This window comes from Sphingobium sp. OAS761 (assembly GCF_024168485.1).
In the GTDB taxonomy this organism is placed as follows: domain Bacteria; phylum Pseudomonadota; class Alphaproteobacteria; order Sphingomonadales; family Sphingomonadaceae; genus Sphingobium.
The window spans coordinates 202,110-227,549 of sequence record NZ_JALJVY010000004.1 but is presented as its reverse complement, the minus strand read 5'-3'; the positions used below and the strand labels follow the sequence as shown (position 1 = coordinate 227,549).

Below are 25,440 nucleotides of genomic sequence, written 5' to 3'. Positions count from 1 at the left end.
CTCTGCAGTTCCGAAAACGCCTTCACCTGCCGTCAGCACCCGATCGGGCGCCATCAACGTGCCAGCAGCGGGTGCCGCTGACGAAGTCGCCGCCGAAACGGAAGGACTTCGCAACGCGCTATCGACCGAGGATTGGCTGAAGGTTGCCAAGGAAACGCTCATCGCCGAGGGAGTGGAGGCGGTCAAGATCGACCGGCTGGCGAAGGCTTGCGGCGTGACGCGCGGCGGGTTTTACTGGCGGTTCAAGAGCCGCGCCGACCTGCTTGACCAGTTGCTCAAGGATTGGCGGGCCAGCAACACCACGCCCTTCCTGGCCGCGATCAGCGGGCCCGGGACGCCGGCGGAGCGTTATCGCGCGCTCATTCGCCTGTGGATCGACGAGAAGGACTTCAACCCGGATTACGACACTGCCGTGCGCAACTGGGCGCTGACCTCCCGCAAGGTCGCGGACGTCGTCCATACCGTCGACGACATCCGCATGGATGCCCTGCGCCGGCTGTTTCTGGACGCCGGCTATGAAGAGAATGAGGCGCTCGTCCGGGCGCGGATCACCTATTTCCACCAGATCGGCTATTATGCGCTGGGCATGAAAGAAGCCACGCCCACGCGCGCCGGGCTGGTCGACATATATTATCGTATCCTGACCGGGTTCGAGACTCCGGCCGATACGAAGCCGCGGACGGTACGCCGGAGCAAGGAATAGCCAACAAGGCACTGCAGATGCCGCGACGCCGATCTCCCTTACATGAAAGACGGACCGAGTATGAAGAGCCATGTGCGTGTTGCTGTGATCGGCGGCGGCGTCGTCGGGTGCAGCATTCTTTACCATCTGACCAAGCTGGGCTGGACCGATGTCGCGCTGATCGAACGCAAGGAGCTGACTTCGGGGTCGAGCTGGCATGCGGCGGGGGGCTTTCATGCGCTCAACAGCGATCCGGGTATCGCGAAGCTGCAAAGCTACACGATCAGCCTCTACAAGGAGATCGAGGCGCTATCCGAGCAGGATGTCGGCATGCACATGACCGGCGGCCTGAACATCGCAGCCACGCAGGCGCGCTGGGATTTCCAGCGCGCGGACTTCGCACGACATCGCGTGCTGGGGTTGCAGACCGAGCTGATCGGGCCGGAGGAGATCAAGCGGCTTTGCCCGCTGATCGACGTGGCAGACGTCTATGGTGCCATCTATGACCGGCACGAAGGGCATGTCGACCCATCCGGCGTCACTTATGCCTATGCCAAGGCCGCTCGCAAGGCCGGCGCGGAGATTTATCGTCACACCCGCGTCATGGACTTGAAGCCGACGGGCCGGGGCAGCTGGCGGCTCATCACCGACAAGGGTGAGATCGAAGCTGAGCATGTTGTGAACGCGGCCGGTCTGTGGGCGCGCGAGATGGGCGCGATGGTGGGTGTGTCGCTGCCGCTAGTGCCGATGGAGCATCATTATCTTCTGACCGACGACCTGCCCGAGATCGCGGAGCTGGACAGAGAATTGCCGCTGATCGTGGACCTGGACGCGGAAATCTACATGCGCCAGGAGCGCAAGGGCATGCTGGTCGGCGTCTATGAGAAGGAGGCGACACCGTGGGCGGTCGCGGGCACGCCCTGGGATTATGGCGAAACCGAATTGCTGGAACCCAAACTTGAGCGGCTGAGCGATGCGCTGATCAAGGGTTATGCGCGCTTCCCTGCGGTGGCCGAAGCGGGTATCCGCCGCATCGTCAACGGTCCCTTCACCTTCACGCCGGACGGCAATCCGCTGGTCGGACCCGTGCCTGGCGTGCCCAACTATTGGTCGGCCTGTGGGGTGATGGCAGGCTTCGCGCAGGGTGGTGGCGTTGGCCTGTCGCTAGCGCAGTGGATTATCGAGGGCGAGCCCGAAGTCGATATCTTCGCAATGGATGTCGCACGCTTCGGCGACTATGCGACGCCCACCTATGTCGCAGACAAGGCCAAGGAATTTTATTCCAATCGCTTCACGCTCGCCTATCCCAATGAATATTGGCCAGGTGGTCGCGTGTGCCGCGTCGACCCGATCTACGACAGGCTGAAGGCCAAGAACGGCGTGTTCGGCGTCAGCTACGGGCTAGAAGTGCCGCTCTATTTCGCGCTGGAAGGCGAAGCGCCGGTCGAGACGCCGACCCTCAAGCGCTCCAACGCCTTCGACGCCGTGGGCCGCGAAGTGGCTGCTGTGCGCAAAGGCGTGGGCGTGTTCGACAGCTCATCCTTCGCCAAATATGAGGTGAGCGGGCCAGGCGCTGCGCAGGCGCTCGACCGGCTGATCGCGAATCGCCTGCCTTCGGTCGGCCGCATCCGCCTGGCGCCGCTTCTGGGGGAAAGCGGCCGGCTGATGGGTGACTTGACGCTGATGCGGCTGGCCGAGGACCGCTTCCTGCTGTTCGGATCGGGTTATCTCCAGAATTGGCATGGCCGTTGGTTTGCGGAACATCTGGCGGGCGAGGGCGTGACGATCCGCAATCGTAGCGCTGAACTGGGCGGTCTGATCCTGACGGGGCCGCGATCGCGCGAGCTGCTGCAACGGGTTACGGGCATCGACCTGTCGCCCGCCGCCTTCCCCTTCATGGCGGTACGCGAAGGGGATGTCGGCTTCGCGCCGGCGACCGTGGCGCGGCTTTCGCTTTCTGGGGAACTGGCGTTCGAAATCTATGTGCCTGCAACAAGCCTATCAGCCGTCTATGCTGCGATCGAGCAGGAGGGTACGGCGTTCGGGCTCGTCGATTTCGGGCTGCACGCGCTCAATTCGATGCGGCTGGAAAAGGGCTTCGGCATCTGGAGCCGCGAGTTCAGCCGTGACTATACCCCTGCGATGAGTGGTCTCGATCGCTTCGTCGCCTTCAACAAGGGCGATTTTATCGGTCGCGAGGCCGCATTGGCGGCGCGCGCTGCGCCCTCGACGCAGGTGCTGGTGCTGATGCAGGTCGATGCGGACGATGCCGACGCGGCGGGCTACGAACCGGTCTGGCAGGGTGAGGAGCGTGTCGGCTTCGTGACATCGGGTGGCTATGGTCATCGCACGGGCGCCAGTCTGGCAATGGCCTATGTCGACCGGGCGATGGTGGAAGCCGGCGCGGCGATTGAGGTGTCGATCCTGGGCGAACGCAAGCCCGCGCGGATTGTGGAGGGCGGGCTTTACGATCCGGAAAACAGGCTGGCGCGGGGATGATTGCGGCAGCGCAGCCAGTGCCAATGCGGATCGATCGCGACCGCTGGTATGTGCTGGCGGTGCTGATGCTGGTCTACACGCTCAACATCGCCGACCGCTTCGTTGTGTCGACGTTGATCGAGCCGATCAAGGCGGAGTTCCACCTCAGCGACGGCGCGGTAGGTCTGCTCACCGGCGCGGCGATGGCGGTCTTCTATGTCACTGCCGGCATCCCGCTCGGCCTGCTCGCCGACCGCTACAGCCGCAAGCGGATGATCGTCGTCTCCCTCGCCATATGGTCGGCGCTGACCGCGCTCTGCGGCATGACGCACAGTTTCTGGCAGTTGCTGGTCGTGCGGATCGGCGTGGGCATCGGCGAGGCGGGGGGCACGCCGCCCTGTCAGTCGCTGCTGGCAGACAAGTTTCCGCCGCGCGCGCGGGGCTTCGCTCTGACCCTGTTCGCGCTGGGCGCGGCGCTCGGCGCGGGTCTTGGTTCATCGCTTGGCGGCTATCTGTCCGACCATCATGGCTGGCGCATGGTGCTGATCGTGTTCGGCGCGCTGGGCCTGCCCGTGGCGCTGCTGGTCGGACTGACGGTCCGGGAGCCGCGGCGCGGACAGCTGGACGACATCCCGCCCGCTGCGGACGTGAGCCTGAGCGCCACCATCGCGTTCGTCCGTCGCCAGCCCGCGCTGCTCCATGTGCTGGCCGGCGCCACGGTCGTCACCTTCTGGGGCTGGGGGCTGGTCTGGTGGACACCCGCTTTCCTGATCCGCAGTCACGGCATGTCCGTGCAACAGTGCGGCGAACTGCTGGGATGGATGCACGTCATCGGCGGAGCGGCGGTCACTCTGGGCACGGCCTGGGTCATGAAATGGCTGGAGGCGTGCGACCCGCGCTGGCAGACGCGCTTCGTGGCGATCGCGACGATCCTGCCCACTTTTCCGTCGATCCTCGCCTATGTCACCACCTCGCCCATCGTCGCGACGGCTGCCATGTGGCTGTTTGTGCCGATGATTTATCTCTATATTGGGCCGACGCTGGCGCTGGCGACCAACCTGGTGCCCGCAACGATGCGATCGCAGACCTGCGCCTTTATCGTTTTCTCGGCCAACGTCGCCAATCTCCTCATCGCGCCGCTCGCCATCGGGGCTTTGTCCGATCTGCTTGGCCCGCATCTTGCCGACCCGGCGCAATCGCTACGCTGGGTGCTGGTGGGGACCAGCCTGACGGGATTTTGGGCAGCGTGGCACTATTGGGCGGCGGCGCGGCATTTGCCCGGTGACCTGGAGCGCGCCGGAACCGGGCAGGGCTGACGCGGACACGGACCAGCCTGTCATTCGCCCATCAAGGGGTGCGGCATCGGCGGAGCCGGCGCCTGTAATGTCCGGCCGATGAAGGCGGTGGCATCCTTGGCGAACTGAACCGCAGGAACGCCGTGTCCCGATTCATAATGCACAACCGTCATCTGCTCCGCCCGGTCTGCGGGCAGCTGCGATCGCACATAATCGACGCCAAAGGGCGAACAGGCCCAGTCATAGAGACCTTGCCCGAAAAAGGCGTGCACGCCCTTTCCAATGATGCGCTGGAAGGCGGGCAAAATGATGTCGACGCCGAGGCCGACGGGTACCTGTTCCAGCCCCATACCCCATTTGACCGCCATCCAGTCGTCGAAGCCTGCGCGTACCGGCCACCCGCCGCCGAACGGCCCGGCATAATAACTGTCTGAGGTCATGCCGAGCGTGCGGTTGAGCAATGTGCGTTCGGCAAGGCTGGGATAGGCGCTGCCCCGCGCCATCAGCGACGGGTCGCGAGTCGGGTCATAGGCGCTCGTCTGGAGCGGACCGGCGATCCGCGTGTCGTAGAAACCGACCGACTTGCCTTCGTCGCGCAGCAGTTCGTTGGTGAACGCCTCCGCGCCGATCTTCAGGCCATATCGTTCGATCACCTCGGGCTTGAGGCCGGAATAGCGCGCCATCTCCACCGCCAACCGGCGGCGATCCTGCGCCGGCAGCAGGTTTCCCTTCGCAATGGCGGGCAGATAGCTGTCGAATGCCCATGCTTTCGCCTCCGCGATCGCCTTTGCCCGATCGGCCTGAAGGTCGGCGGGCAGCTTGCCGTGCGCCTGCGCGATGACCGCGAAGCCGGGGATCAGGTTGGCATAATAGGTTTCCGATCCGGTGATCGACAGGCTGGCGCCTTCGGCTGATACCATGATCCCGCGCACGGGGATGCCCCGGTCGATCGCCGCGTCGGCGACCAGGATCGACCGCACGCTGCCCCAGCTTCCGCCGGTAAAGAAGATCGGCGCATCGGTCGTCTGGAACCGTTGCAGATACAGGCGCACGACCTCCACCAGCGCATCGCGATCCGCTTTGATGCCGTAGAAAAGCGGCGCGAATTCGGGCTTTGTCATGCGGCTGTAGCCGGTGCCGACCGGATCGATGAGGACAAGGTCGGTTGCGCCGAGCAGGCTGTCGGGATTGTCGATGACCTGCGCGCGTCCGTTGCGCGCCTCCGTTACGAGCGGCGCAGATCGGCTGAGCGTCGCGGCGCTGCCCGGGCCGCCGGGAAAGGTGAAGGTGACGGGGCGGGGCGCCGCGCCGGCGGGCTGGTCCGCAGTATAGGAGACGAAATAGACATGGGCGGTTTCTTCGCTCGTCGCGTCGTTCACCAGCCGCAGGAAACCAGCCCGGGCGGTATAGGAGATCCGTCGCCCGTCACGCAGCGTGATGGCGTGGCGGGTGACCGCGACGTCCGCGCTTTCGGCGGCGGCGACCGGCGTTTGCCGGGGGGATGCCGCCACGGATGGCGATGCTGCGGCCAGCAGAGCCAGGCCGCTGATCATTGCTCCGGCGAAGTTACGCATATCGACCTTCCTTTGGCGTCTGGTTCAGGCGAAGACGACCGTCTTGCCGCCGTTGCTGATGATGCGGTGGTCTGCCTGCCAGCCTACCGCGCGCGCGAGGACCGCGCATTCGACTTCCTGACCAAGAGCGACGAATTGCTCGGGCGTCATCGCGTGGCTAACATGCCGTGTGTCCTGCGCGATGATCGGGCCTTCGTCGAGGTCGGTTGTCACGAAATGCGCGGTCGCGCCGATCATCTTCACCCCGCGCGCATGTGCCTGATGATAGGGTTTGGCGCCCTTGAAGCTGGGAAGGAAGCTGTGATGGATATTGATGCATTTCCAGGAAAGTGCATCGCACAGGCGCGGCGAGAGAATCTGCATGTAGCGCGCCAGCACCACGAAGTCGGCCGCGGTTTCGCCGATCAGGTCGATGACCTGCAGCTCCTGCGCGTCCTTCGTCTCCTTGGTCACGGGCAGATAATGGTAAGGCAGGCCGTTCCATTCGACGAAGGAGCGCATGTCGTCATGATTGGAAAACACGCCGACGATGTCGATCGGCAGGATGCCTGCTCGCCAGCGGTGGACGAGGTCGTGCAGGCAGTGGCCGAACCGCGACACGGCGATCAGCACGCGGGGCTTGACTGATCGGTCGTGCAGTTCCCAATCCATGCGCAATTCGTCGGCGAGCGGCGTGAAAGCCGCGTGCAGGGCACCGGCGTCGATCGCCGAGCCGCCTTCGTGGCGGAAGACGACGCGCATGAAGAAGGTGTCGGTCGACGGGTCGCTATACTGACTGGATTCGGTGATCGTAAGATCACGGTCCAGCAGGAAGGCCGACACGGCCGCGACGATGCCTTTGCGCTCCCGGCAGCGCAGCACGATGACATAATGCGGCAGGGTCATGGTCGCTCATCCTTGAATTCGCGAAGCGCCTCGGCGAACCAGCGGCGCAAATGGTCGGCAAAGCCGATGTCAGTATAAAGATCGAAGGCGTCGGTTCCCGGGACACGGTCGATGAGGACAGTGGTGTCGGCGAACAGGGTCCGGGCGCAGCGCCCCTCGGCGAAGGCAAGCGGGTGCAGATCGATTCCAGTGCCCATCGACAGACAATCGCGTGCGGCCGGCCCGTTGGCACGGAAGATGGTACAGGCTTGCGTCATGTCGGCAAGATGCGCGGTCACGCCCGCCAGCGCATGGTCGATCGCAGGCGTGACAGCTTCCGCGCCCGTGAGCATCCATTCGCCCGGCGCGCGCCAGAAAACGCGCGGCGCGGTGCCAGCGGCATGATTGGCTTGTGTCGGAAGCGGCGTGCGGAGCAACGCGCTGATCCGATCGATGAGCGCGCCATCGGGCCGGCGTATCCGCAGGATGTAGACCGAGGACGGGTGCCTTTCCGACACCGAGCAGCCTGGCGCGTCGAGGACGAAATCTTCAGCCATTGAGCCGTTCTCCCTGCGCATCGAAATGAACGGGGGATGTGACGCGGGCCGGCAGGTCGCCATCCAGCCCCCGCACGACGACGCGCTCGCCCACGCGCGCCGCGCCGCCCCGGATCAGCCCAAGCGCGACGCCATGTCCCAACGTGGGGCTGAAGCCCGATGAGGTGACATAGCCGTCGCTGCCGTCCGGTCCCAGGACATGCGCGCCGATCGGCAGCGCGATCGCGGGGTCATCGCTGGCAAAGCCGACGAAGGCGAGCCGGTCCTCGCTGAGATTTTCCGGCAGGAATAGCGACCGCTTGCCGATGAAATCGCTCTTCTTGCGCAGCACCTGCGGCCAGCCGACATCGAGCGGCGTGGTGGTGCCGTCGGTGTCCGCGCCGATGTGCAGATATCCCTTTTCCGTGCGCAGCAGCATCCAGGCGTCGATCCCGACCGGCGCGATGCCATGGCCGGCCCCGGCCGCCATCAACCTGTCCCACAATTCGGGGACTCGGCTTGCCGGCACGTTGATCTCATAGGACAGGTCGCCGGTATAGCTGACCCGCAGGATGCGCGCGGCCATGCCGCCGACGAGTCCCTGTCGCCAGCTCATATGCGGGAAGGCGTCGGCCGCGAGATTTATGTCCGTGCCCACGGCCGAGAGGATCGCGCGCGCCGCCGGACCGCTCAGCGTCAGCACGCCCCAGGCCGACGTGACGGGCGCAATCACCAGGTCGAGGTCGGGCCATTCGCACTGATGCCATTCCTCCAGCCAGGCGGAGATGCGCGCCGCGCCACCGCTCGACGTGCAGACGAGGAAGCGGTCCTCCGCCAGCCTGGCGCAGACGCCGTCATCGATGATGGCGCCGATCTCGCTCAGCATCAGTCCGTATCGCACCTTGCCGGGCTGGAGCGTCGACATGGTATTGGCATATATGCGGTCCAGAAAACGCGCGGCATCCGGGCCGACAATCTCGATCTTGCCGAGCGGTGATCCTTCGAACAGGCCAGCACCCTGCCGCACGGCCAGCGCCTCGCGCTGTTCGGCCGCATGCCGATCCTCGCCTGCGCGCGGATAGCAGGCTGGCCGTTGCCAGCCGCCGAAGTCCTCGAACAGGGCGCCGGCGGTGACATGGCGGCCATGCCCCGGCATGAATCGAACCGGCCGGAACAGGTCGCCGCGCCGCCACCCCGCCATGACCGACAAGGGCAAGGGGGTATAGGGAAAGCGAAAGCGGGTCGTTCCGGTTTCCGCGATCGTGCGCGCGGTCGCGCCCGCCAGTAGGGCGAGGCCGTTGACATTGGAGGTCTTGCCCTGATCGGGCGCCATGCCCAGTGTCGTGTAGCGTTTCAGATGCTCGACCGAGCGGAAACTTTCGCGGGCGGCCAGCGCCACGTCGGCGGCGGTGACGTCATTCTGATAGTCGACGAATGCGCGAGATGGATCGCCTGCCACTTGTCCCAGCGGACCGGGCGGGCTGGGCTGACGCGACTGGCTTGCCGATGGCGCGGCACCGGTGCCGCCGCCGGCGCGGTAGCCGGATGCCAGCGCGCTTGTCAGGTCGAAGTCACCCGCTGCGCCGCCGACCGACACCTCCGGCTGCACCGATCGTTCGGGGACGAAAGCGGCGCGCTGTTCATCGAAACGGAGCGTGCCCCCCGATTGCGAAAAGAGGTGAACGGCGGGGCTGAAACCTCCCGACATCGCCAGGCAGTCGCAACGCACCCAGCGTGTCGCGCCGCCCGGGAGCCGAATCCGCGCCGCGCGGATGTGGCCGCGACCCCTGGTCGCATCGACCGTGGCGTTGCGCGTCATTGCGACGCCGTGGGCTGCAAGCCGGGCGGCCAGGTCGGCGGGCACTGTCGCGCGCAGATCGATGAGTTCCGCGACCTCCATACCAGCGGCAATCAGTGCTTCGGCCACGCGATAGGCTTCATCGTCATTGGTGACGACAAGCGCCCGCTTGCCCGGCAGCACCCCGAAGCGGGCCGCATAGGTCCGCGCCGCTCCGGCCAGCATCACGCCGGGTCGATCGTTGCCGGCAAAGACCAGCGGCCGTTCGATCGCGCCGGTCGCCAGCACCACCCGTGCGGCGCGCACCTGCCAGAGGCGGAAGCGCGGACGATCCGGGGTGGCTGCGCAATCGACTTCGCTGCCGAGCGCCTCGACCAGCGCCAGCGCATTATGGTCGAAATAGCCCACTGCGGTAGTTCGCGTAAGGATGCGCGCGTCGGGCGCTTCGTCCAGGGCGGCGCGGACGCCGGCGATCCATGCATCCTGATCAAGACCGTCGATGATGTTGTTGTCGTGCAGCAGGGATCCGCCGATCGCCATGTCCTGTTCGACCAATATTATCCGTTCGCCCCGCTCCGCCGCGGCGCGCGCCGCCGCCAGTCCCGCCGGCCCGGCGCCGACGACCAGCAGGTCGCAATGGGCGTTTCGGGTGACGTAGCGGTCGGGATCGGCTTCGCGCGACGGGCGGCCAAGCCCGGCGGCGCGGCGGACGAAGCCTTCATAAAGGTGCCAGTTCGGCCACATGAAGGTCTTGTAGTAGAAGCCAGCGGCCAGGAAGCGGTGCAACAGGTCGTTGACCGCACCGATGTCGAACCGGGCGCTCGGCCAGCAATTGACCGAGCTTGCCACCAGACCTTCATAAAGCGGCACCTCGGTCGCGCGGACATTGGGCGTGACGCGCGCGCCCTCGCCAAGCTGGACGAGCGCGTTGGGTTCTTCGACTCCGGCGGCGAGCAGGCCGCGCGGGCGATGATATTTGAAGGATCGACCAAGCAGGCGCACGCCGTTGGCGAGTAGGGCGGATGCCAGCGTGTCGCCGGGGTGGCCGACATAGTCGCGGCCGCCAAAGCGGAAGCGCAGCGTGCGCGATCGGTCGATGCGGCCGCCGGTTGCGGATCTGAAGGGCTGCCCCGTCACAGCGAAGCCCCGGTACCGACCATGCCGGTTCCAGCGATGCCCGGCGCTGACTCGCCCATAGGATAGACGGCGCTGATCGTATGCGTCACCGTATCGCGCGCGATATTGAACCACTGGCCGCAGCCATGATCATGGACCCAGCGTTCCCGATGCACTCCGCGAGGATTGTCGCGATCGAACAGATAGGCGGCCCATTCCGCATCGCTTGCGCTCTCGGGCGGGCGGACGATATGGCTCTGGCCGCCGCAGGAAAATTCGACCTCGTCGCGCGGGCCGCAATGGGGACAGGAAATCAGGAGCATGAAGGCCTCAATGCGCGATGCCGGAGGCTGCGGCCTCGTCGATTAGCGCGCCACGCGCGAAACGGCCCAGATCGAAGGGCGCGGCGAGCGGATGCGGCTCTCCGGTCGCAAGATGATGCGCCAGCACCGTGCCGCCTACTGGAATCGCCTTGAACCCGCCTGTGCCCCAGCCGCAGTTGAGGTAGAGGCCGGGCACCGGCGAGGCGCCGATGATCGGGCTGGAATCGGGCACGACATCTACGATGCCAGCCCATTGCCGCGCGAAGCGGACGCGGCCGAAAGAGGGGTATTGCTCGGCGATCGCGCCTAGCACCGAGCGCGCGACCGGCAGGTTGCCGCGCTGCGCGTAGGAGAGATAATGATCCAGCCCTCCACCGATCACGAGGCCGCCCTTGTCCGACTGGCTGACATAGGTGCCGGTGGCGAGGCTGAGCACGGCCGTGTCGATCACCGGCTTGAGCGGCTCTGACACGAAGGCCTGGAGCGCATAGCTGCTTATCGGCAGGCGAAAGCCTGCCATGTCCGCCAGCACGGACGAATGACCTGCTGCGGCCAGTGCGACCTTGTCCGCCATGATCCGCCCGCGGCCGGTCTCGACGCCGGTCACGCGGCCGTCGACGCCGCGAAGGATGCCGGTGACTGCGCAATTTTGGATGATATCGACGCCCAGCGCATCGGCGGCGCGGGCATAGCCCCATACCACGGCGTCGTGGCGCGCCGTTCCCGCCCGATCCTGCACGAAGCCGCCAAACACAGGATAACGGGCGCCTGGCGACACATCGAGCGCGGGCACGCGGCGGGCGATGTTCGCCACCGACAGCATTGTCGTGTCCACGCCATTGAGGCGCATGGCTCCCACCCAGCGCGTCGCCGCTTCCAGATCGTGGCGGCTGTGCGCCAGCGTGATGAGGCCGCGCTGGCTCAGCATGACATTATAGTTCAGCTCGCGCGACAGGCCCTCGTAGAGCCGCAGCGCATGATCGTAGAGTGCCGCGCTTGGCTGGTAATAATAGTTGGAGCGTACGATCGTAGTGTTGCGGCCGCTGTTGCCGCCGCCGATCCAGCCCTTTTCCAGTACCGCAACGTTGCGCACGCCATGCGTGCGGGCGAGATAATAGGCCGTGGCAAGCCCATGGCCGCCGCCGCCGACGATGATTGCGTCGTAGCGCGGTTTGGGCTCTGGCTCCCGCCAGGCAGGCGTCCAGCCGCGCTGTCCGCGCAGTCCTTCACGCAATAGCTGCCAGCCTGAATAAAGCCGCCTCATAAACCCTACCGATACATAACTGTATTGAACGAAGTATGAATTTTCTTCTTGGAGATCAAGGAAATTGTCCCATGAAAACAGAAATACAATTCAATAGCGTATCGACTTTTCGGTCTGATGCACATATGCGGCAGCGGCAAGATCCTGCACTACATGGCCGAGCGATTTGTAGACGGTTATATCCTGCTCCGAGCATCGGCCGGGAACCTGCCTGAGCAGCACCTCCCCGATCTCTGCGACGATATGGCCGTCATCGATCAAGCCCGCCGCCTTGGCGTTCAGAAATTCGGCGCCGGCGGCCAGCACAGACCGGCGACTGTCGGCGATGAAGCGGCTGCGCAGCACCAGATCATGGTCGATCTCGACCGGGCCGGCATGGCTCGACCCCACGATGTTCACATGCGTACCGGGACGCACCCAATCGCCCAACAGCACCGGGGTCTGCGACGCGGTTACGGTGCAGATGATGTCTGCGCCGCCCGCCGCAGTTCGTCCGTCCGGCGCAGCGCGTGCCGGGATTCCGGTGGCCGTCTCCACGCGCGCGGCAAACGCATGGGCAGCGTCCTCGTCGCGCGCCCAGATAATGATTTCCTTCAATGCCCGCACGCGGGCAATCGCCTGGACATGCGTCCACCCCTGGGCGCCGCAGCCGAACATGGCGAGACGGCAGGCATCGGGCCGGGCGAGCGCTTCGGTGGCGACCGCGCTCGCTGCTGCCGTGCGGATATGCGTGATCTCGCCCGCATCCGCGATGCAAACGATCCTCCCGTCGGCGCGGTCGAAAAGAACGACGACGCCGCGATGCGCAGAGCGGCCCGGCCGGTCGGGATCACCGTAGGCGGTGATGACCTTTGCGCCGAAGCCGTGAGGCGATTCCAGCATGCCGGGCATCAGGGCGAACAACTCGCCCGGCGCGATCGGAATGATGGTGCGCAGGGGCTGCTCCGTGCCCCCGGCGGTAAAATCGCGCATCGCCGCGCGCACGGCGGCGATGCAGCCATCATAGTCGAGCAGGGCGCGGACCCGGCTGGCATCGTAGAAAGGAATGGTCGGATCGGCCTGCGCCATGCTCTTGTCTCCAGCTATGCTGCGGACTGCCGGTGGTCAGGCGACGACGCGCAAGGGATCCTGTGTGCCGCTATCGCGGGATAACAAGGTGCGCATCATCGCGGCATAGTGGCTGACGAAACCGGCGGTCTGCGCTTCCAGCACGGTATAGGGGCCGGGACGATAAGCGGGCGAATCGACGCCACGCGCATTCTCCTCAACGATGCCCTTGTCCTGTCGGGTGGTCACATCCCACAGAAAAGTCAGCGCATCCTCGTCGATTGCGGCGAGATCGGCTTCCGCATCCACGAACCATGTGAGCACAACATCGGTCTCATCAGGGCCGATCGGCACGAACTGGAACAGCACGGCGTGATCGTTATAGGCGCCAAGGAAGCCGAACATGCCCAGGTGCAGCGCGGTCTCGCCGCCGTCATAGTCGGTAAAGCCGCCCATCAGCGGGGCTACCGGATCGCCGGTGCGCGATGCGGTGCGGCGACCGAGGCCAATCGGGTGGCGGTAGGTGGTAAAACGCGCTTCATCCACGCCGCCCGCCACGCGGATTTCGCGATTGTAAGGAGCGTCGTCTAGGCCAGCGCGCCAGATTGCGACCTTTTCCTCCCAGTCGCTGGCGGCTGCAGGATCACTGATGGCGGTTGCCGCGATATGGCCGTTCATGCGGAAATATTCCGGGTGCGACGGACGGCAATGATAGCATTCGTAGAAATTTTCCAGCACCAGCTTCCAGTTGGCGCGGGTCGGATAAGACCGCCGCGCGGCAACCTTCGCCCGTTCGATCCCGTGCTGACGCAAGGTCGGCAGCATGGCCTGCTCCATCGCGTCGAGGCTCGGCATCGCGGCTATGTCGAGGCCACACAGAATCAGTCCGCCAATCTCGCGGCAGGCGACAGGGTGCAGGCCAAGCTGAGTGGGGTCGACGCCGGCCGGCAGGTCGCGGGTCGTCTTCAACTCGCCGGTCAACTGGAACGACCAGGCATGATAAGGGCAGACGAGCATCGGGCTTTTGCCGTCGCCCTTGCAGATGCGCGAGCCGCGATGGGTGCAGACATTATGATAGGCGCGAAAGCCATGATCGCCAGCGTTCACGACGATAATCTCCTGCCCGAAAAGCGAGCGCACAACATGCGCGCCGCGCTGGGGCAGGTCTGCGACGTGGGCGACGACGCTCCATTGTCGCGGGAACAGGCGGTCATTCTCCAGCGCATAGATGTCGGCGTCGCGGTAGAAGGGGCGCTCGAGCGACCATCCTTCACGTTGGGAGGCAAGCAAGTCAGCGATCATTTCCACACTTCTCCCGCGACGCGTATAAAATTGCCGCCCAGAATGTTGCGAAGGGTCGTATCGTCATAGCCCCGGCCGATCAGAATGCCGACGACCTCTGGTAGCTGCGCCGGCGCTAGAAACCTGACCGGGCCGTCATGATAGCCTTCCTCGACCGGCCAGAATTGGGGATTGGCGCCGACGATCTCGTCAATGTCGGCTACGTCCACGGGGAAGCCGAAGTCGAGCCCCAGTCCTACATGCTCTGGCCCCGTGACGCTCACCAGATGATCGATATGATCGGCCATCCGCTGCGTGAGCGGTGCGCCGCGTCCCAGCATCAGGTCGATGCCGTTGACGCCGATCACGCCGCCGGTCGCGGCGCAGGCACGCGCCTGTTCGTCGGTGATGTTGCGACCGTGGCGCGCGATCGCCTTGGCATTGCTGTGCGAGAAGATTACCGGCGCGCGCGAATGGACCATGACATCCATGCTGGTGCGATATCCGGCATGACTGACATCCACGAACATGCCGAGCCGGTTCATTTCGTCGATGACGTTGCGACCGAAGGCGGTCAGGCCGCAATCCTCGTCATGGCAACCGCCGCCGGCGGCATTGTTGCGATTATAGGCAAAGTGCATCTGTCGCACGCCAAGATGGTGGTAGAACTCTACCATCTCGATCCGCTCATCCAGCGCCACCATGCCTTCAAGGTCGAAGGTCACGGCCAGCTTGCCCTCGGCAGCGGCGGCGCGCACGTCGGCGGCGCTTTCAACCAGGCGGTAGCGGTCCGGCCGGGCGAGGATGCGGTGGCGGAAATTGGCCAGAGCGCGCACGCTGTCCTGCCACGGCATCAGGTCAAAGCCCACGTTAATTGACAGATAATTTATCCCGGCGTCAGTCCACAGTGCCAGATTGTCGAAATCGGCGGCCGGGTCAGGCATGAAGCCGGAGTGGGTATCCCACACCAGCGTATCCTCGATCAGCGCGCGGGCGCGCGAAACGTCAATGCTGAATTTGCCTTCCACGCTGTCACTCCTCATGGCGCTGAAGCCGGCGCAACGGTCGGGTAACCGCGCGAGGCGATCGGCCGTCCGGTGACGAAAGCCCGTATATCAGCCGCAAATGCGGCACGGCCCGCATCGTCAGAATAGAGCATATGTCCGCCGCCGTAGCGGGCAAAGCTGATGCGATCAGGCGGCACGTCCAACTGGCTGAACAGATAGTCGGTCGCGCCCATCGAACTGGTCGTGTCGAACACACCCTGCGTCACCATCAGCCGCAGCCCGGGCTGGGCACGCATCTGCTCCTGAAGGACGAGGTCGAGCAACGGCGCGGGGGGCTTGATATAGCCCCATGTGTCCTCGAAGTCGTATGGGGCGGGGACGGTAGAGCGATAAGCGGGCACGCCCTTGGCTCCAAGCGCAGCGGCATAAAGTTCGCTGGTGCGCGTCAGGCCACGCATCATCGCCTCCCAATCGCGATCGGCATCCTGGGGCGCCGCATCAAGCGGCTCGGTCTCCCGCCCGTCAAATTGGCCGAGTGCCTTGCCCTTGTCGGCCAGCAACTGGCGGCGGGGATTGTCGATGCGCAGTCCGCCAGCGATCCAGCGCTCGGCAGAAATGCCGGTCAGCCTTGCAAGTCCGCCGGCAACCTTGGCGCGCTCCGCCGGCGCCAGCCGATTGCCGGCGATGAGCGCCGGCGCATAGTCGGTCTGGACGAAATGCTGCGCTGCCTCGATCGCCTGGCCCAGTGTCCGCGCACGGTTGTCGATCAGGCCGTGATACCAGGAAAGCGCCACGATGTCCGGCAGGCGCATCGCTGCGCGCAACGGGTCCGGCAGGCGGCGGACACTTGCCTGCGGCGGGCCGTTATAAGTGATTGCCTGTGAGATCAGGATAAGCCCCGCGACCGACAGGTGCGGCGTTGCCGCGGCGAGATCGCGCGCCAGCATCACGCTGCGCAGCGACCCATAGCTTTCGCCCGCGATATAAACGGGGGCGTTCATGCGGCCCTGATCGATCAACCAGCGCAGGATGACCTGGGCGAAGGCAAAGGAATCGCCATCATTTGAACGGAAGGTCTGCGCATCGGCACCGGGAAGCGGGCGGCCAAAGCCGGTTTCCGGCGCGTCGATGAAGACCAGGTCGGCGACATCGAGCACGCTGTCACGATTGTCGACCAGGGGCACCGACGTATCGGCCATCGCGGCCATGTCGAAGCGCGCGAGCCGGTGCGGGCCGAGTGCCCCGAACATCAGTGTGTTGGACGCGGCGCCGGGCCCGCCATTGAAGACAAAGATGACCGGCCGGGCTGACGTCGCATCTTGCGCCTTGGCAGTAAAGGCGTAGACGAACAGGCTGGACGCCGGCTTTCCGTTGCTGTCCTTGATCAGCATTTCCTGCAAAGTGGCGACATAGGCAACCTGCCTGCCGCCGAACATTCCGCGGCGTGTGGCGGAAAACCGGCGGGGTCCGGCCTGCGCCGCGAAGGTCAGCGCCGGCCAGCTCGACGCGGAGGGCGCGGCCTTGATCTCTCCAGTGCCCGCCGCCGATACAGCATCGGGCAGCAGGCAAAAGGCGGCGATCAGCGCGATGAGCCTTTTACGTTTCGATGTCACGGGCGCGGTCTCCAACGGTTCGGCAGTAACGATACATATGTGTATCCTATCTGCAATGGAAATTTTTTGTGATGGCCGCTTACAGGGCTGCAAATCGTCGGTCTGCAGTGTCGAGGAATCGCGCTCTATCAGCTGGCTCAATGAAGTTTGGATGCCGTCAGCGTCGCAAATTCGACCTTATCACCACGTCTTTCCGCGAATTAACTGCGATCGTTGATCGCCGCTGGCGAGGGTTGCGGCAACTGCAGCGTCGTCTTTTCGATGTCCAGCACAGTCGGGAGCGAATCGAGGTCTGCATCAAGCCGACTGCCTCGAACCTCGGCAGCCTAATCCATACATTTGTGTTTGTTTTGAATCCACGGGATGCGACGTCCATCTGGCGTGGCAGGGCGAGATAGACGCCCGCATTGGTTATCCTTGCCCAGTGGAGTGGCGAGGTAGGAGACCAAGTGTTTGATTATAGGTAATCTTAGCGCTCGCTCCGGCGGATGGAGATTTTTGACCTCAATGTTGGGCATTAAATAACGAGTAGCCGCTGCCGATCCTCTACCCTGCGCCTGAACATGAGCGAAAAATAAACCGGCCTATCTCGGTCGCTCAACTGGCTTGACAAGACACTAATGTATTCTAGGCTATTCCTCACGTACAGTAAGCGGGAACTCCAGCCATGGGGGGCTTGGAGTGATTTCAGGGAGATCAGCTATGCGAACGGCGTTCAATCTCGCTCTATCGATGTCGACGGTTCTGGCGGCGATTTTCGCTTCCGGGACCGCCGGGGCCCAGACGGGCGCAGCGCCCGCTGCAGACGGTGACGACGCCATCGTCGTCACCGCGCAGAAGCGCGAACAACGGCTTATCGACGTGCCCGTCTCGGTCAGCGCCGTCGCGGCCGAGACGCTGACGACCCAGAACCTGGTGTCGCTGAGCGATTATTACACGCGTATTCCCGGCATTCAGCTTTCGGGCAATAACACCACCAACGTGTCGTTGCGCGGCATTTCCACGGGCGGCAATACCAACCCGACCGTCGCCATCCTGATCGACGACGTGCAGTTCGGTTCTTCAACCTATCTTGGCCGTCCGCCACTGCCCGATCTCGATCCCGCGACGTTGCAGCGGGTCGAGGTGCTGCGCGGGCCGCAGGGCACGCTTTACGGTGCGTCGAGCCTTGGCGGCCTCATCAAATATGTGACAAAGGATCCCAGCACCAGCGAGTTTTCGGGTCGCGCCGAACTCGGCGTCAACACGGTCAAGGACGGCGGCGAAGGCTGGTCTGTCCGCGGGTCCGTCAACGCACCGATCATCACCGACAAGGTGGGTTTAAGCGTCAGCGGCTTCTATCGCGACGATCCGCGCTATATCGACAGCATTGTCGCCGCACGAAAGGACGTGAACAAGCGCGAGGTCTATGGTGGCCGGGCAGCACTCGTCGTGCATCCGATCGACATCCTCACCGTGACCTTGTCAGCCCTCTACCAGAAGCAGAACATGGCGGGTTCGTCCCTGATCGACATCTGCTCCGCCTGCGCGCCTTTGCCGGCAGCGGGGTCGGCGCAGCGGGTCGTGACCTTCGACGCGCGTGGCTTGCCGGACCGTCGTACGGCGCGGGCCGCGGTCGTCCCGACCACAAACGAGGTGCAACTCTATACAGCGCGTTTCGCGCTCGACCTCGACGCCATGCAGGTGACGTCGATAAGCGCCTGGGGGCGCACCGAACAGGCTACTGCCTCGGACTCAACGGCTCGTTTTGGCGGCGCACTGGAGGCATTTGCCGGCTATCCGGCGGGACAGACCTATATTTTCGGTGAACCGCTCCTGACGAACAAGTTTACGCAGGAATTGCGCTTCTCCAACGAGGGCGCGCAATTCGACTGGTTAGCCGGCCTGTTCTATACCAATGAGCGGTCCGCTTTGTCGCAAACGATCACTCGGTCGGGCAGCGCGCCTTCCCTGTTGGCCTACAGAGGCGAGAACTTGTCCACATACGAAGAAAAGGCGGCGTTCGCGGACCTCACATGGCACGTTACCGGGCAGTTCGACATCCAGGGCGGCCTGCGCTACGCGCAGAACGAGCAGAACTACCGGGTGCTGAGCGTCATCGATCCGGCCGCTCAGGCTCTGTTCGGCCCCGGCGAGGACAGTCTCTTCACATCGAAGGAAGATGCCGTTACCTGGCTGGTCGCGCCGACCTACCGCTTCAACCGCGACTTGATGGCCTATGCCCGCGTCGCCAGCGGCTATCGCCCCGGCGGCCCCAACACCCAGACCCCCGGCGCTGCGCCGACCTTCGGCTCCGATACGGTCATGAGTTATGAACTGGGCCTCAAGGGCACGGTGCTCGACAACCGGCTGACCTTCGACATTGCCGCCTTCCAGGTGAATTGGAAGGACATCCAACTCCAGAACACGGCGCTCCCGTCCCAGTTTGCCTTCTTCGAAAATGGCAAGAGGGCGCGTAGCCGGGGTGTCGAGATGTCGGGGAGCCTGAAGGCGTGGGAAGGTTTCACGGTGGATGCCAACGCCACCATCCTGAACGCAAAGCTCACAGAGTCGATCGATCCGAGTACGACGTCGGTCCAGCGCCTGTTCGGGCAGGCCGGCAGCCGCTTGCCCTATTCGGCCAGGTTCACTGGCAATCTGTCGATGCAGCAGGATTTTGACCTTACGGACAGCGCCACCGCCTATGTCGGGTTCAACGTCAACTATGTCGGCAACCGGATCGGGTTGTTCAACCAGAACTCGGCCCGCGCCGTGCTACAGCGGGCGAAGCTGCCTTCCTATACGGTTGTCGATCTGCGCGCTGGCGTTTCGATCGACAAGCGCTGGAGCGTCAATGCTTATGTTCGCAATCTGTTCGACAAGATGGGCATCACCAGCGTCGACACGCGCAACGGCACGCAAGTGCCGCAGGCGGTGTTCATCACGCCGCGGACCGTCGGCCTGACGCTCAGCGCCACGTTCTGATAGATGCGGGCAGGGGCCGGAAGGAATGACTGTCCGGCCCTTTTTTGGAATAAGGGCACGACGATGAGGTTTCAGACGGCATTGCTGCTGTCGCTCGCTGCATTGCCATCGCTGGCGCATGCGCAGCAATCAGGCACCAGCGAGGCGGCACGACGGGAGCGATCCACGCAGGTCTACGACCGCATGATGCGCCTGCGCGGCGATCCCAATCCCCAGTCACCGTTTGGACCGCCTCCGGTCGAAAAAGGCCCGACGCCCGCGAGCGTTGCCGACGGCTTCACGATCGCGGCCGGCGGCGACCTGCTGGGCCTGAGGCGGCCGTTAGCGCTTTCGCGCGATCCCGCCGTCCAGAAGGTCATGGCCCTGTTCCGCGGCGCGGACGCGGGCTTCGCCAATCTGGAAGGGAATGTCTTCGATATCGCCACCTTCAACGGGCGGGGTCGCGGGCCGCTGCATGCCGCCGCGCTAGCCGACCAGTTCGACGATCTCGGCCTCACCCTGTTGCAGGCATCCAACAACCACAGCTACGATTATGGCGCCGAAGGCGTACTTGCGACCATCGCGGCGCTGGACGCGGCAAAGGTCGTCCATGCTGGCATCGGGCGCAACCTGTCCGACGCGCGGCGACCCGGCATATTGGTGACCCCCAGGGGCACCGTGGCGATGATCGCCGCGACCTCTACTGTCCAGATCGGCGCTGCGGCGCAGCCTTCGCGCGACGATCAGCCGGGCGCGGCGGGCGTCAATCCGCTGCGCAACAATGCGATCACATTGGTGAACCGCGCGGAACTGGACAGCATCCGGGGTATCGCCGCGCGCAGCGGCCTTGCCTATCCGGCCGAAGCGACGCAGATCATGATCAAACCCAACGATGCGGATGAGCGCACGGGCGAAACATTTCGCCTGTCCGACCGCACGGGCTTAACCTACGACGTCGATCAGGGCGACCGGGATGCGCTGCTGATGTCGATCCGCGCCGCCAAGCGTCAGAACGACACCGTGATCTTTACCATCCACGCGCATGAGACCGCCAACGGGGCGCAGGATCATATCGTGTCCGGCGACACGCTGGCGCCGGCCGATTTCCTGGTCTCCTTTTACCATGATGCGATCGATGCGGGCGCGGACGGCGTGTTCGCAACGGGTCTCCATTCGGTGCAAGGGCTGGAGGTCTACAAGGGACGCCCGATCTTCTACGGTCTTGGCAGCCTGTTCTTCGAATTGGGCACGGCCTGGCCGAGTGACTGGTATGACAGCATCGTAGCAACGACGGAATATCGTGGCGGCAAGCCCTATCAGGTAAAGCTCGTTCCCATTGCGCTGGGCGAGCCGCTCGATGGCCGCCCGCGTGAAAGGCAGGGACTGCCCGCAATCGCTACGGGGGCAGAGGCAGTTCGGATATTGCAGCAAGTCCAGCGCCGGTCACAACGCTTCGGCACGCGCATCAGGATCGATAAGGGCGTGGGCATCGTCGATCTGACGGGCGGTTGAGGGCATGAGGGCGTTCCGGGCGGCAGCGAACATCATGTCCGATCGCGGCAGAACCCGGAGCGGCACGATGCCGCTGATGCGCATCACGGCCTTGACCCTTTTTGCGGTCGCGGCGCAGGCTGCCTCCGCGACCACGGGCGCGCCCCCGCGTGCCGGCTTACACGGTTTCGCGCGCACCTGCATCTGCCGAAACTGCGGACGGCCGTACCCCCTTCCGCACACGAGGCAATGCCGCCGGTCCGCGGTCGGCGGCTTTCTTGATATGGCGGCGACGTGGTGAGCCTGCGGCCTGCCTCGCGCGGCAGAGCTGACATGGGCCATATATTCGTGGAGCCTGCCCTGTGAGAATGATAATGGATGACAGCGGGCGCCAGGATCTGATCGCATTCCCGGCCAAGCGAGTGCTGCTGGTCCTCACCTTGTTCCTTTTCGTCAACTATCTGGATCGCTATGCGCTTTCGATCCTGCTGGAGCCGATCAAGCGTGACCTGGGCCTGTCCGACACGCAAATAGGCCTGCTGACCGGGGCTGCTTTCGCGCTACTCTATTCCACGCTGGCGTTGCCGGTGGCACGGCTCGCGGAGCATCGCAACCGTATGCATGTGTTGCTGGGCGCAGTGCTGATCTGGAGCGCAGGGACGGCATTGTGCGGCGTTGCCGGCAGCTTCGTCGGCTTTTTCATGGCCCGGATGCTGGTGGGTACAGGCGAATCGGGCGCGATCCCGCCGGCGCACGCTATGGTCGGCGATGCTTTCACGATAGAAAGGCGCGGCACGGCGCTGGCGATATTGAGCTTCGGTGGCGCTCTCGGCACCGCGCTCGCGCCGTTGATCGCCGGGCAACTGGAACAACAGATCGGCTGGCGCGACACGTTCCTGGTGTTGGGTGTTATGGGCCTGCCGGTCGGGCTGCTGTTACTGACCCTGGTCAAGGATCCGCCACGCGGTTTGTCGGAAGGACTGGCAAAGGCGGCGAACCCGCCGCCGCCGATGATGGTCGTGATGCGGCGCCTGCTGCGGCGACCGGCTTTCGCTCTGCTCATTCCCGCGATGGTGGCGTTGGGCCTTGCCGAATATAGCCTGTTCCTGTGGCTGCCTTCCTATCTGGTGCGGATGTTCGGGCACAGCCCCGGGCAGGTTGGGACGGCGCTCTCGCTTTACCAGGGCGTGCCGTTGCTCGTCGGGACGTTGCTGGGCGGTCTGCTGAGCGATCGGCTGGTCGCACGCGACCGCCGCTGGCTCGCCTGGTTGCCGAGCATTGCCTGCGCGCTGGTCGCGGGGAGTGCTGCCTGCGTGTTCCTGGCGCATGACTATCAGCTGGCGCTGCTGCTGCTGATCCTGCCATCGACCGCCTGCGGCCTTTATCTCGCGCCCGCTTATGCCGCAATTCAGGCGCTGGCCGGTGCCCGTTCGCGTGCCACCGCGTCGGCGATGCTGACCTTCGCGGTCAATCTGCTGGGTCTTGGTCTGGGGCCGCTGCTGGTCGGCGGTACGAGCGATCTGCTGCATGCGCGGTTCGGCGCGGACTCGCTGCGCTATGCCTTTTTCCTGGTGCCGATTCTCTATGGCGTGGCGACGCTGCTGTTCCTGGTAAGTGCACGTTTCCTGCTGAGGGGCATCGATGAAGCGGACGTGGACGGCCGGCGCGATTGAAAGTGCGTCAGTCCGTTTCCGGCGGCGAAATGAGATAGACGCGTAACCGGGCTTCAACGGTATGCAGCGCCTCATTTTGATTGGCTGGCCGTCCGGCTGCGCAGCTATCGAGATAGACGACCAGCTGTTCCTCATGTTCGATCAGAAGGCGCACGACCGCCTTCAGCGACGGCGGCGCTACGGGCTCCAGCGCCCGGAAGCGGGCGAGGGGCGCGGGCAGTGCAACGATGCTGGCAGCGACGAAGTCAGTCCAGTCCGGAAAACCGCCTGCGACCCTTCGGGCACGGTCGTTCGCCGCTGCAACATCCGCGGGGCCAGGCGTGATCCTCAGAGTTTCGCGTAGCGCCTGCGCCATCAGCATCTCGACCCTTTCCATCCGGTGCAGTTCTTCCTCATGATCGTCCGCATCGGCGAGGGTATGGCGCAGGGTCCGCATCAATGCTGCGCCGAACAGTTCTCCGCGCCAGGCGTCCAGGAGCTGCGCCCGCACATCGAAATCTGACGAGGCGGCGTCCGTCATCCCGTCAATAGCCGGTGTAACGGCCCGGCCGGTGCCAGACGAACAGAATGCCGTTGATCGACAGAGCGCTTGCCACCGACCAGAGCCATTGCCGATCGCTGAGGAAGGGAAAGGATGCGAGCAGCACCAACAGATCGAGCAGCATCATCGTGCGGCCTGCGTTCCATCCGCGCGCCCGGAACAACCACAGAGCCACGGACCCGAACCCGCCGATGCCCGCACCGTGGCGGGCCAGGGCCAGCGCCCCCATGCCGATCACGGACCCGCCGACGAGCGCTGCGAACGGCGCTTCCGTCCCCGATCCACGCATCGCCAGCGGCATCGCGCCTGGCAGGATAATAAGGATCAGATTGACAAAAATTGTCTTCGCGGTGAAGCGCGCGCCCATCGTCCGATGGGACAGTATGACAAAGGGCAGATTGACGATGCCCAGCAGCAGGCCCACTTGCCAATGGGTGATACGGGCGAGCAACAACGCCAACCCTGCGACGCCGCCTGAGACAAGCGCGCCCTCCTTCAGCATGGCGAGACCGAGCGCGATCAGCACGCTGCCGACCATCATGGCATAGACATCCTCCATCCAGTGATGGGCGACCGGCTGCGGCATGATGTTCACGTATTGAGACCCCGTACAAACGTCTAGTGGCAACACTCTATTGGGATGAGACGGCTCGCTCATGCTTCCGAGCATGTTCAGTCGGGATTGCGCCGCCTAAGCGCTACACAATACATCTCTGTATTCAATCTGCCAAGCGCGTTGTGGAATGGCTCGTGCTCCCCCGGAAGGCGGCCACCCGGCCGGCGTCGTCGCCGCCGAGCACCAGGTTGATGCGGCCCTGCTTGTAGCGGGTGATGTTCTTGATCGGGTGCCGATGGCTTGGCCTGCGGCCGGAGATGGGAGTTCACCGCGCATCCAGCCAGGCGGAGGACGTGTGACTTGGGCGTATGGTTTCAGCGGTGTCGCGGTTTTTGGGCATGTCCGGATAGGACTCGCGCCGCCCAGCCGCATTATAGCGGCACGGCCGTGGCATATTTCACTTGCGACAGTGCGAAGTGTGACGACCCCGTGGCCATTGACGGATGCCGCAGCACGGTTCGCATCAGAAAGCGGTTGTAGTCTTCCACATCGGCAACCAGGATACGTAGGAGATAGTTCCAGTCGCCGGACATCGAATAGCATTCCATGATCTCATCGCGTGACGCGATGAAGCTTTCGAACGCTTCAGTCGTCTCGATGGAGTTGTTCTTGATCTTGATGTGGCAGATCACGTTGACGCCCCGGCCAAGCCGCGCTGCATTGACCAGGCGGACCTGGCGGCCGAGTAAGCCGTCGGCCTCCAGAGCACGCATCCGCCGCCAGCAGGAGGCTGTCGAGGCACCGACACGCTCGGCGAGATCGGCATGGCTGATCGATGCATCGCGCTGCAATTCGTGCAACAGTTTGCGATCGATCGCGTCGATCTTGCGTTTCTCGGTCATGCGTTCGCTCCATTGGCATCGGGCTGGTTTTCCGGCGACGCGCGGACGAACGCTTCGATCTCTCCGCATCGGCCGTCCACAGCGAGCAGTTCGGGAAAATCTGTCAGGTCGACGTGGAAGCGCCGCGCATTGTAGATCTGTGGGATCAGGCAACAATCCGCGATCGTCGGGGTGTCGCCACTGCGGGCTCACCCCTCACACGCTTGCATGAAATACGTGATCGATTCAAATCTCAAACTGGCATTCGGCGATACTTTTCATTCAAATTCTGCCCGATAATCCAGATGAATGAAACGCATTTTCACGGTATCCTGATAAATTGTCGTCATGGCAAACACAGATCTACTGCCGCCCGGTGCGGCTCCCGACTGGACCATTCCGCAGGACTGGGGCTCGTACACGGCGCAAGAGCATGCGGTCTGGGATCGCCTCTTTGCCCGGCAGGCCGCAAGCCAG

19 protein-coding genes and 1 pseudogene are annotated in these 25,440 nt (G+C 64.3%); 7 read left to right on the top strand and 13 right to left on the bottom strand.

Annotated elements, in window-relative coordinates:
- Positions 1–58 precede the first annotated feature (58 nt).
- From J3E64_RS07275 to J3E64_RS07265, 3 genes are all read left to right on the top strand, one after another.
- Entirely contained in the window at positions 59–703 is a 645-nt protein-coding gene (locus J3E64_RS07275) for a TetR/AcrR family transcriptional regulator (protein ID WP_253341474.1), read from the top strand.
- A gap of 72 nt (positions 704–775) precedes the next feature.
- Complete coding sequence (locus J3E64_RS07270; RefSeq protein ID WP_253341472.1) at positions 776–3,181, top strand: FAD-dependent oxidoreductase; 2,406 nt, start codon at positions 776–778, stop codon at positions 3,179–3,181.
- A gap of 23 nt (positions 3,182–3,204) precedes the next feature.
- Complete coding sequence (locus J3E64_RS07265; RefSeq protein WP_253341471.1) at positions 3,205–4,476, top strand: MFS transporter; 1,272 nt, start codon at positions 3,205–3,207, stop codon at positions 4,474–4,476.
- Between the two features lie 20 nt (positions 4,477–4,496).
- On the opposite strand, the gene J3E64_RS07260 is transcribed toward J3E64_RS07265, so the two are convergent.
- The 10 genes from J3E64_RS07260 to J3E64_RS07215 all read right to left on the bottom strand — a co-directional run bounded on the left by J3E64_RS07260 (position 4,497) and on the right by J3E64_RS07215 (position 16,878).
- On the bottom strand, positions 4,497–6,029 hold the full coding sequence (locus tag J3E64_RS07260; protein WP_253341469.1) for a hypothetical protein: 1,533 nt from the start codon (positions 6,027–6,029) through the stop codon (positions 4,497–4,499).
- Between the two features lie 24 nt (positions 6,030–6,053).
- A complete protein-coding gene (gene purU / locus J3E64_RS07255) occupies positions 6,054–6,914 on the bottom strand; it encodes a formyltetrahydrofolate deformylase (protein ID WP_253341467.1) in 861 nt (286 codons plus the stop codon).
- Entirely contained in the window at positions 6,911–7,450 is a 540-nt protein-coding gene (locus J3E64_RS07250) for a sarcosine oxidase subunit gamma (protein WP_253341465.1), read from the bottom strand. Before J3E64_RS07250 ends, purU begins: the two co-directional genes overlap by 4 nt.
- The gene (locus J3E64_RS07245; protein ID WP_253341463.1) at positions 7,443–10,364 is read right to left on the bottom strand and encodes a sarcosine oxidase subunit alpha family protein; all 2,922 of its coding nucleotides are present in this window, start codon (positions 10,362–10,364) and stop codon (positions 7,443–7,445) included. The genes J3E64_RS07250 and J3E64_RS07245 overlap by 8 nt, the downstream gene beginning before the upstream one ends.
- On the bottom strand, positions 10,361–10,666 hold the full coding sequence (locus J3E64_RS07240; protein WP_253341461.1) for a sarcosine oxidase subunit delta: 306 nt from the start codon (positions 10,664–10,666) through the stop codon (positions 10,361–10,363). The genes J3E64_RS07245 and J3E64_RS07240 overlap by 4 nt, the downstream gene beginning before the upstream one ends.
- A gap of 7 nt (positions 10,667–10,673) precedes the next feature.
- A complete protein-coding gene (locus tag J3E64_RS07235) occupies positions 10,674–11,930 on the bottom strand; it encodes a sarcosine oxidase subunit beta family protein (protein ID WP_253341459.1) in 1,257 nt (418 codons plus the stop codon).
- Positions 11,931–12,020: 90 nt separating this feature from the next.
- A complete protein-coding gene (locus J3E64_RS07230) occupies positions 12,021–12,998 on the bottom strand; it encodes an ornithine cyclodeaminase family protein (protein WP_253341457.1) in 978 nt (325 codons plus the stop codon).
- A gap of 36 nt (positions 12,999–13,034) precedes the next feature.
- Entirely contained in the window at positions 13,035–14,279 is a 1,245-nt protein-coding gene (locus J3E64_RS07225; RefSeq protein WP_253341455.1) for an aromatic ring-hydroxylating dioxygenase subunit alpha, read from the bottom strand.
- A complete protein-coding gene (locus J3E64_RS07220) occupies positions 14,276–15,286 on the bottom strand; it encodes a membrane dipeptidase (protein WP_253341453.1) in 1,011 nt (336 codons plus the stop codon). The genes J3E64_RS07225 and J3E64_RS07220 overlap by 4 nt, the downstream gene beginning before the upstream one ends.
- Before the next feature lie 11 nt (positions 15,287–15,297).
- Entirely contained in the window at positions 15,298–16,878 is a 1,581-nt protein-coding gene (locus J3E64_RS07215; RefSeq protein WP_253341451.1) for a hypothetical protein, read from the bottom strand.
- 702 nt (positions 16,879–17,580) lie between these two features.
- Between J3E64_RS07215 and J3E64_RS07210 the strand changes: the two genes are divergently transcribed.
- The 3 genes from J3E64_RS07210 to J3E64_RS07200 all read left to right on the top strand — a co-directional run bounded on the left by J3E64_RS07210 (position 17,581) and on the right by J3E64_RS07200 (position 22,985).
- Positions 17,581–19,842 (top strand): TonB-dependent receptor, encoded by a 2,262-nt coding sequence (locus J3E64_RS07210; RefSeq protein WP_253341449.1) that lies wholly within the window; start codon positions 17,581–17,583, stop codon positions 19,840–19,842.
- Between the two features lie 63 nt (positions 19,843–19,905).
- Positions 19,906–21,333, top strand: a complete 1,428-nt coding sequence (locus J3E64_RS07205; RefSeq protein WP_253341447.1) for a CapA family protein — start codon at positions 19,906–19,908, stop codon at positions 21,331–21,333.
- Positions 21,334–21,686: 353 nt separating this feature from the next.
- The gene (locus J3E64_RS07200; protein WP_253341445.1) at positions 21,687–22,985 is read left to right on the top strand and encodes an MFS transporter; all 1,299 of its coding nucleotides are present in this window, start codon (positions 21,687–21,689) and stop codon (positions 22,983–22,985) included.
- A gap of 7 nt (positions 22,986–22,992) precedes the next feature.
- Here J3E64_RS07200 and J3E64_RS07195 read toward each other — a convergent pair whose 3' ends face one another.
- The 3 genes from J3E64_RS07195 to J3E64_RS07185 form a co-directional block, all read right to left on the bottom strand.
- Positions 22,993–23,505 (bottom strand): hypothetical protein, encoded by a 513-nt coding sequence (locus J3E64_RS07195; protein ID WP_253341443.1) that lies wholly within the window; start codon positions 23,503–23,505, stop codon positions 22,993–22,995.
- 4 nt (positions 23,506–23,509) lie between these two features.
- Positions 23,510–24,112 (bottom strand): YitT family protein, encoded by a 603-nt coding sequence (locus tag J3E64_RS07190; RefSeq protein WP_253341723.1) that lies wholly within the window; start codon positions 24,110–24,112, stop codon positions 23,510–23,512.
- 401 nt (positions 24,113–24,513) lie between these two features.
- Positions 24,514–24,984, bottom strand: a complete 471-nt coding sequence (locus J3E64_RS07185) for an Lrp/AsnC family transcriptional regulator (protein ID WP_253341441.1) — start codon at positions 24,982–24,984, stop codon at positions 24,514–24,516.
- Between the two features lie 327 nt (positions 24,985–25,311).
- Here J3E64_RS07185 and J3E64_RS07180 point away from each other — a divergent pair.
- Positions 25,312–25,431 (top strand): annotated as a pseudogene (locus tag J3E64_RS07180) (phenylalanine 4-monooxygenase); the annotation flags it as partial.
- Between the last annotated feature and the right edge of the window lie 9 nt (positions 25,432–25,440).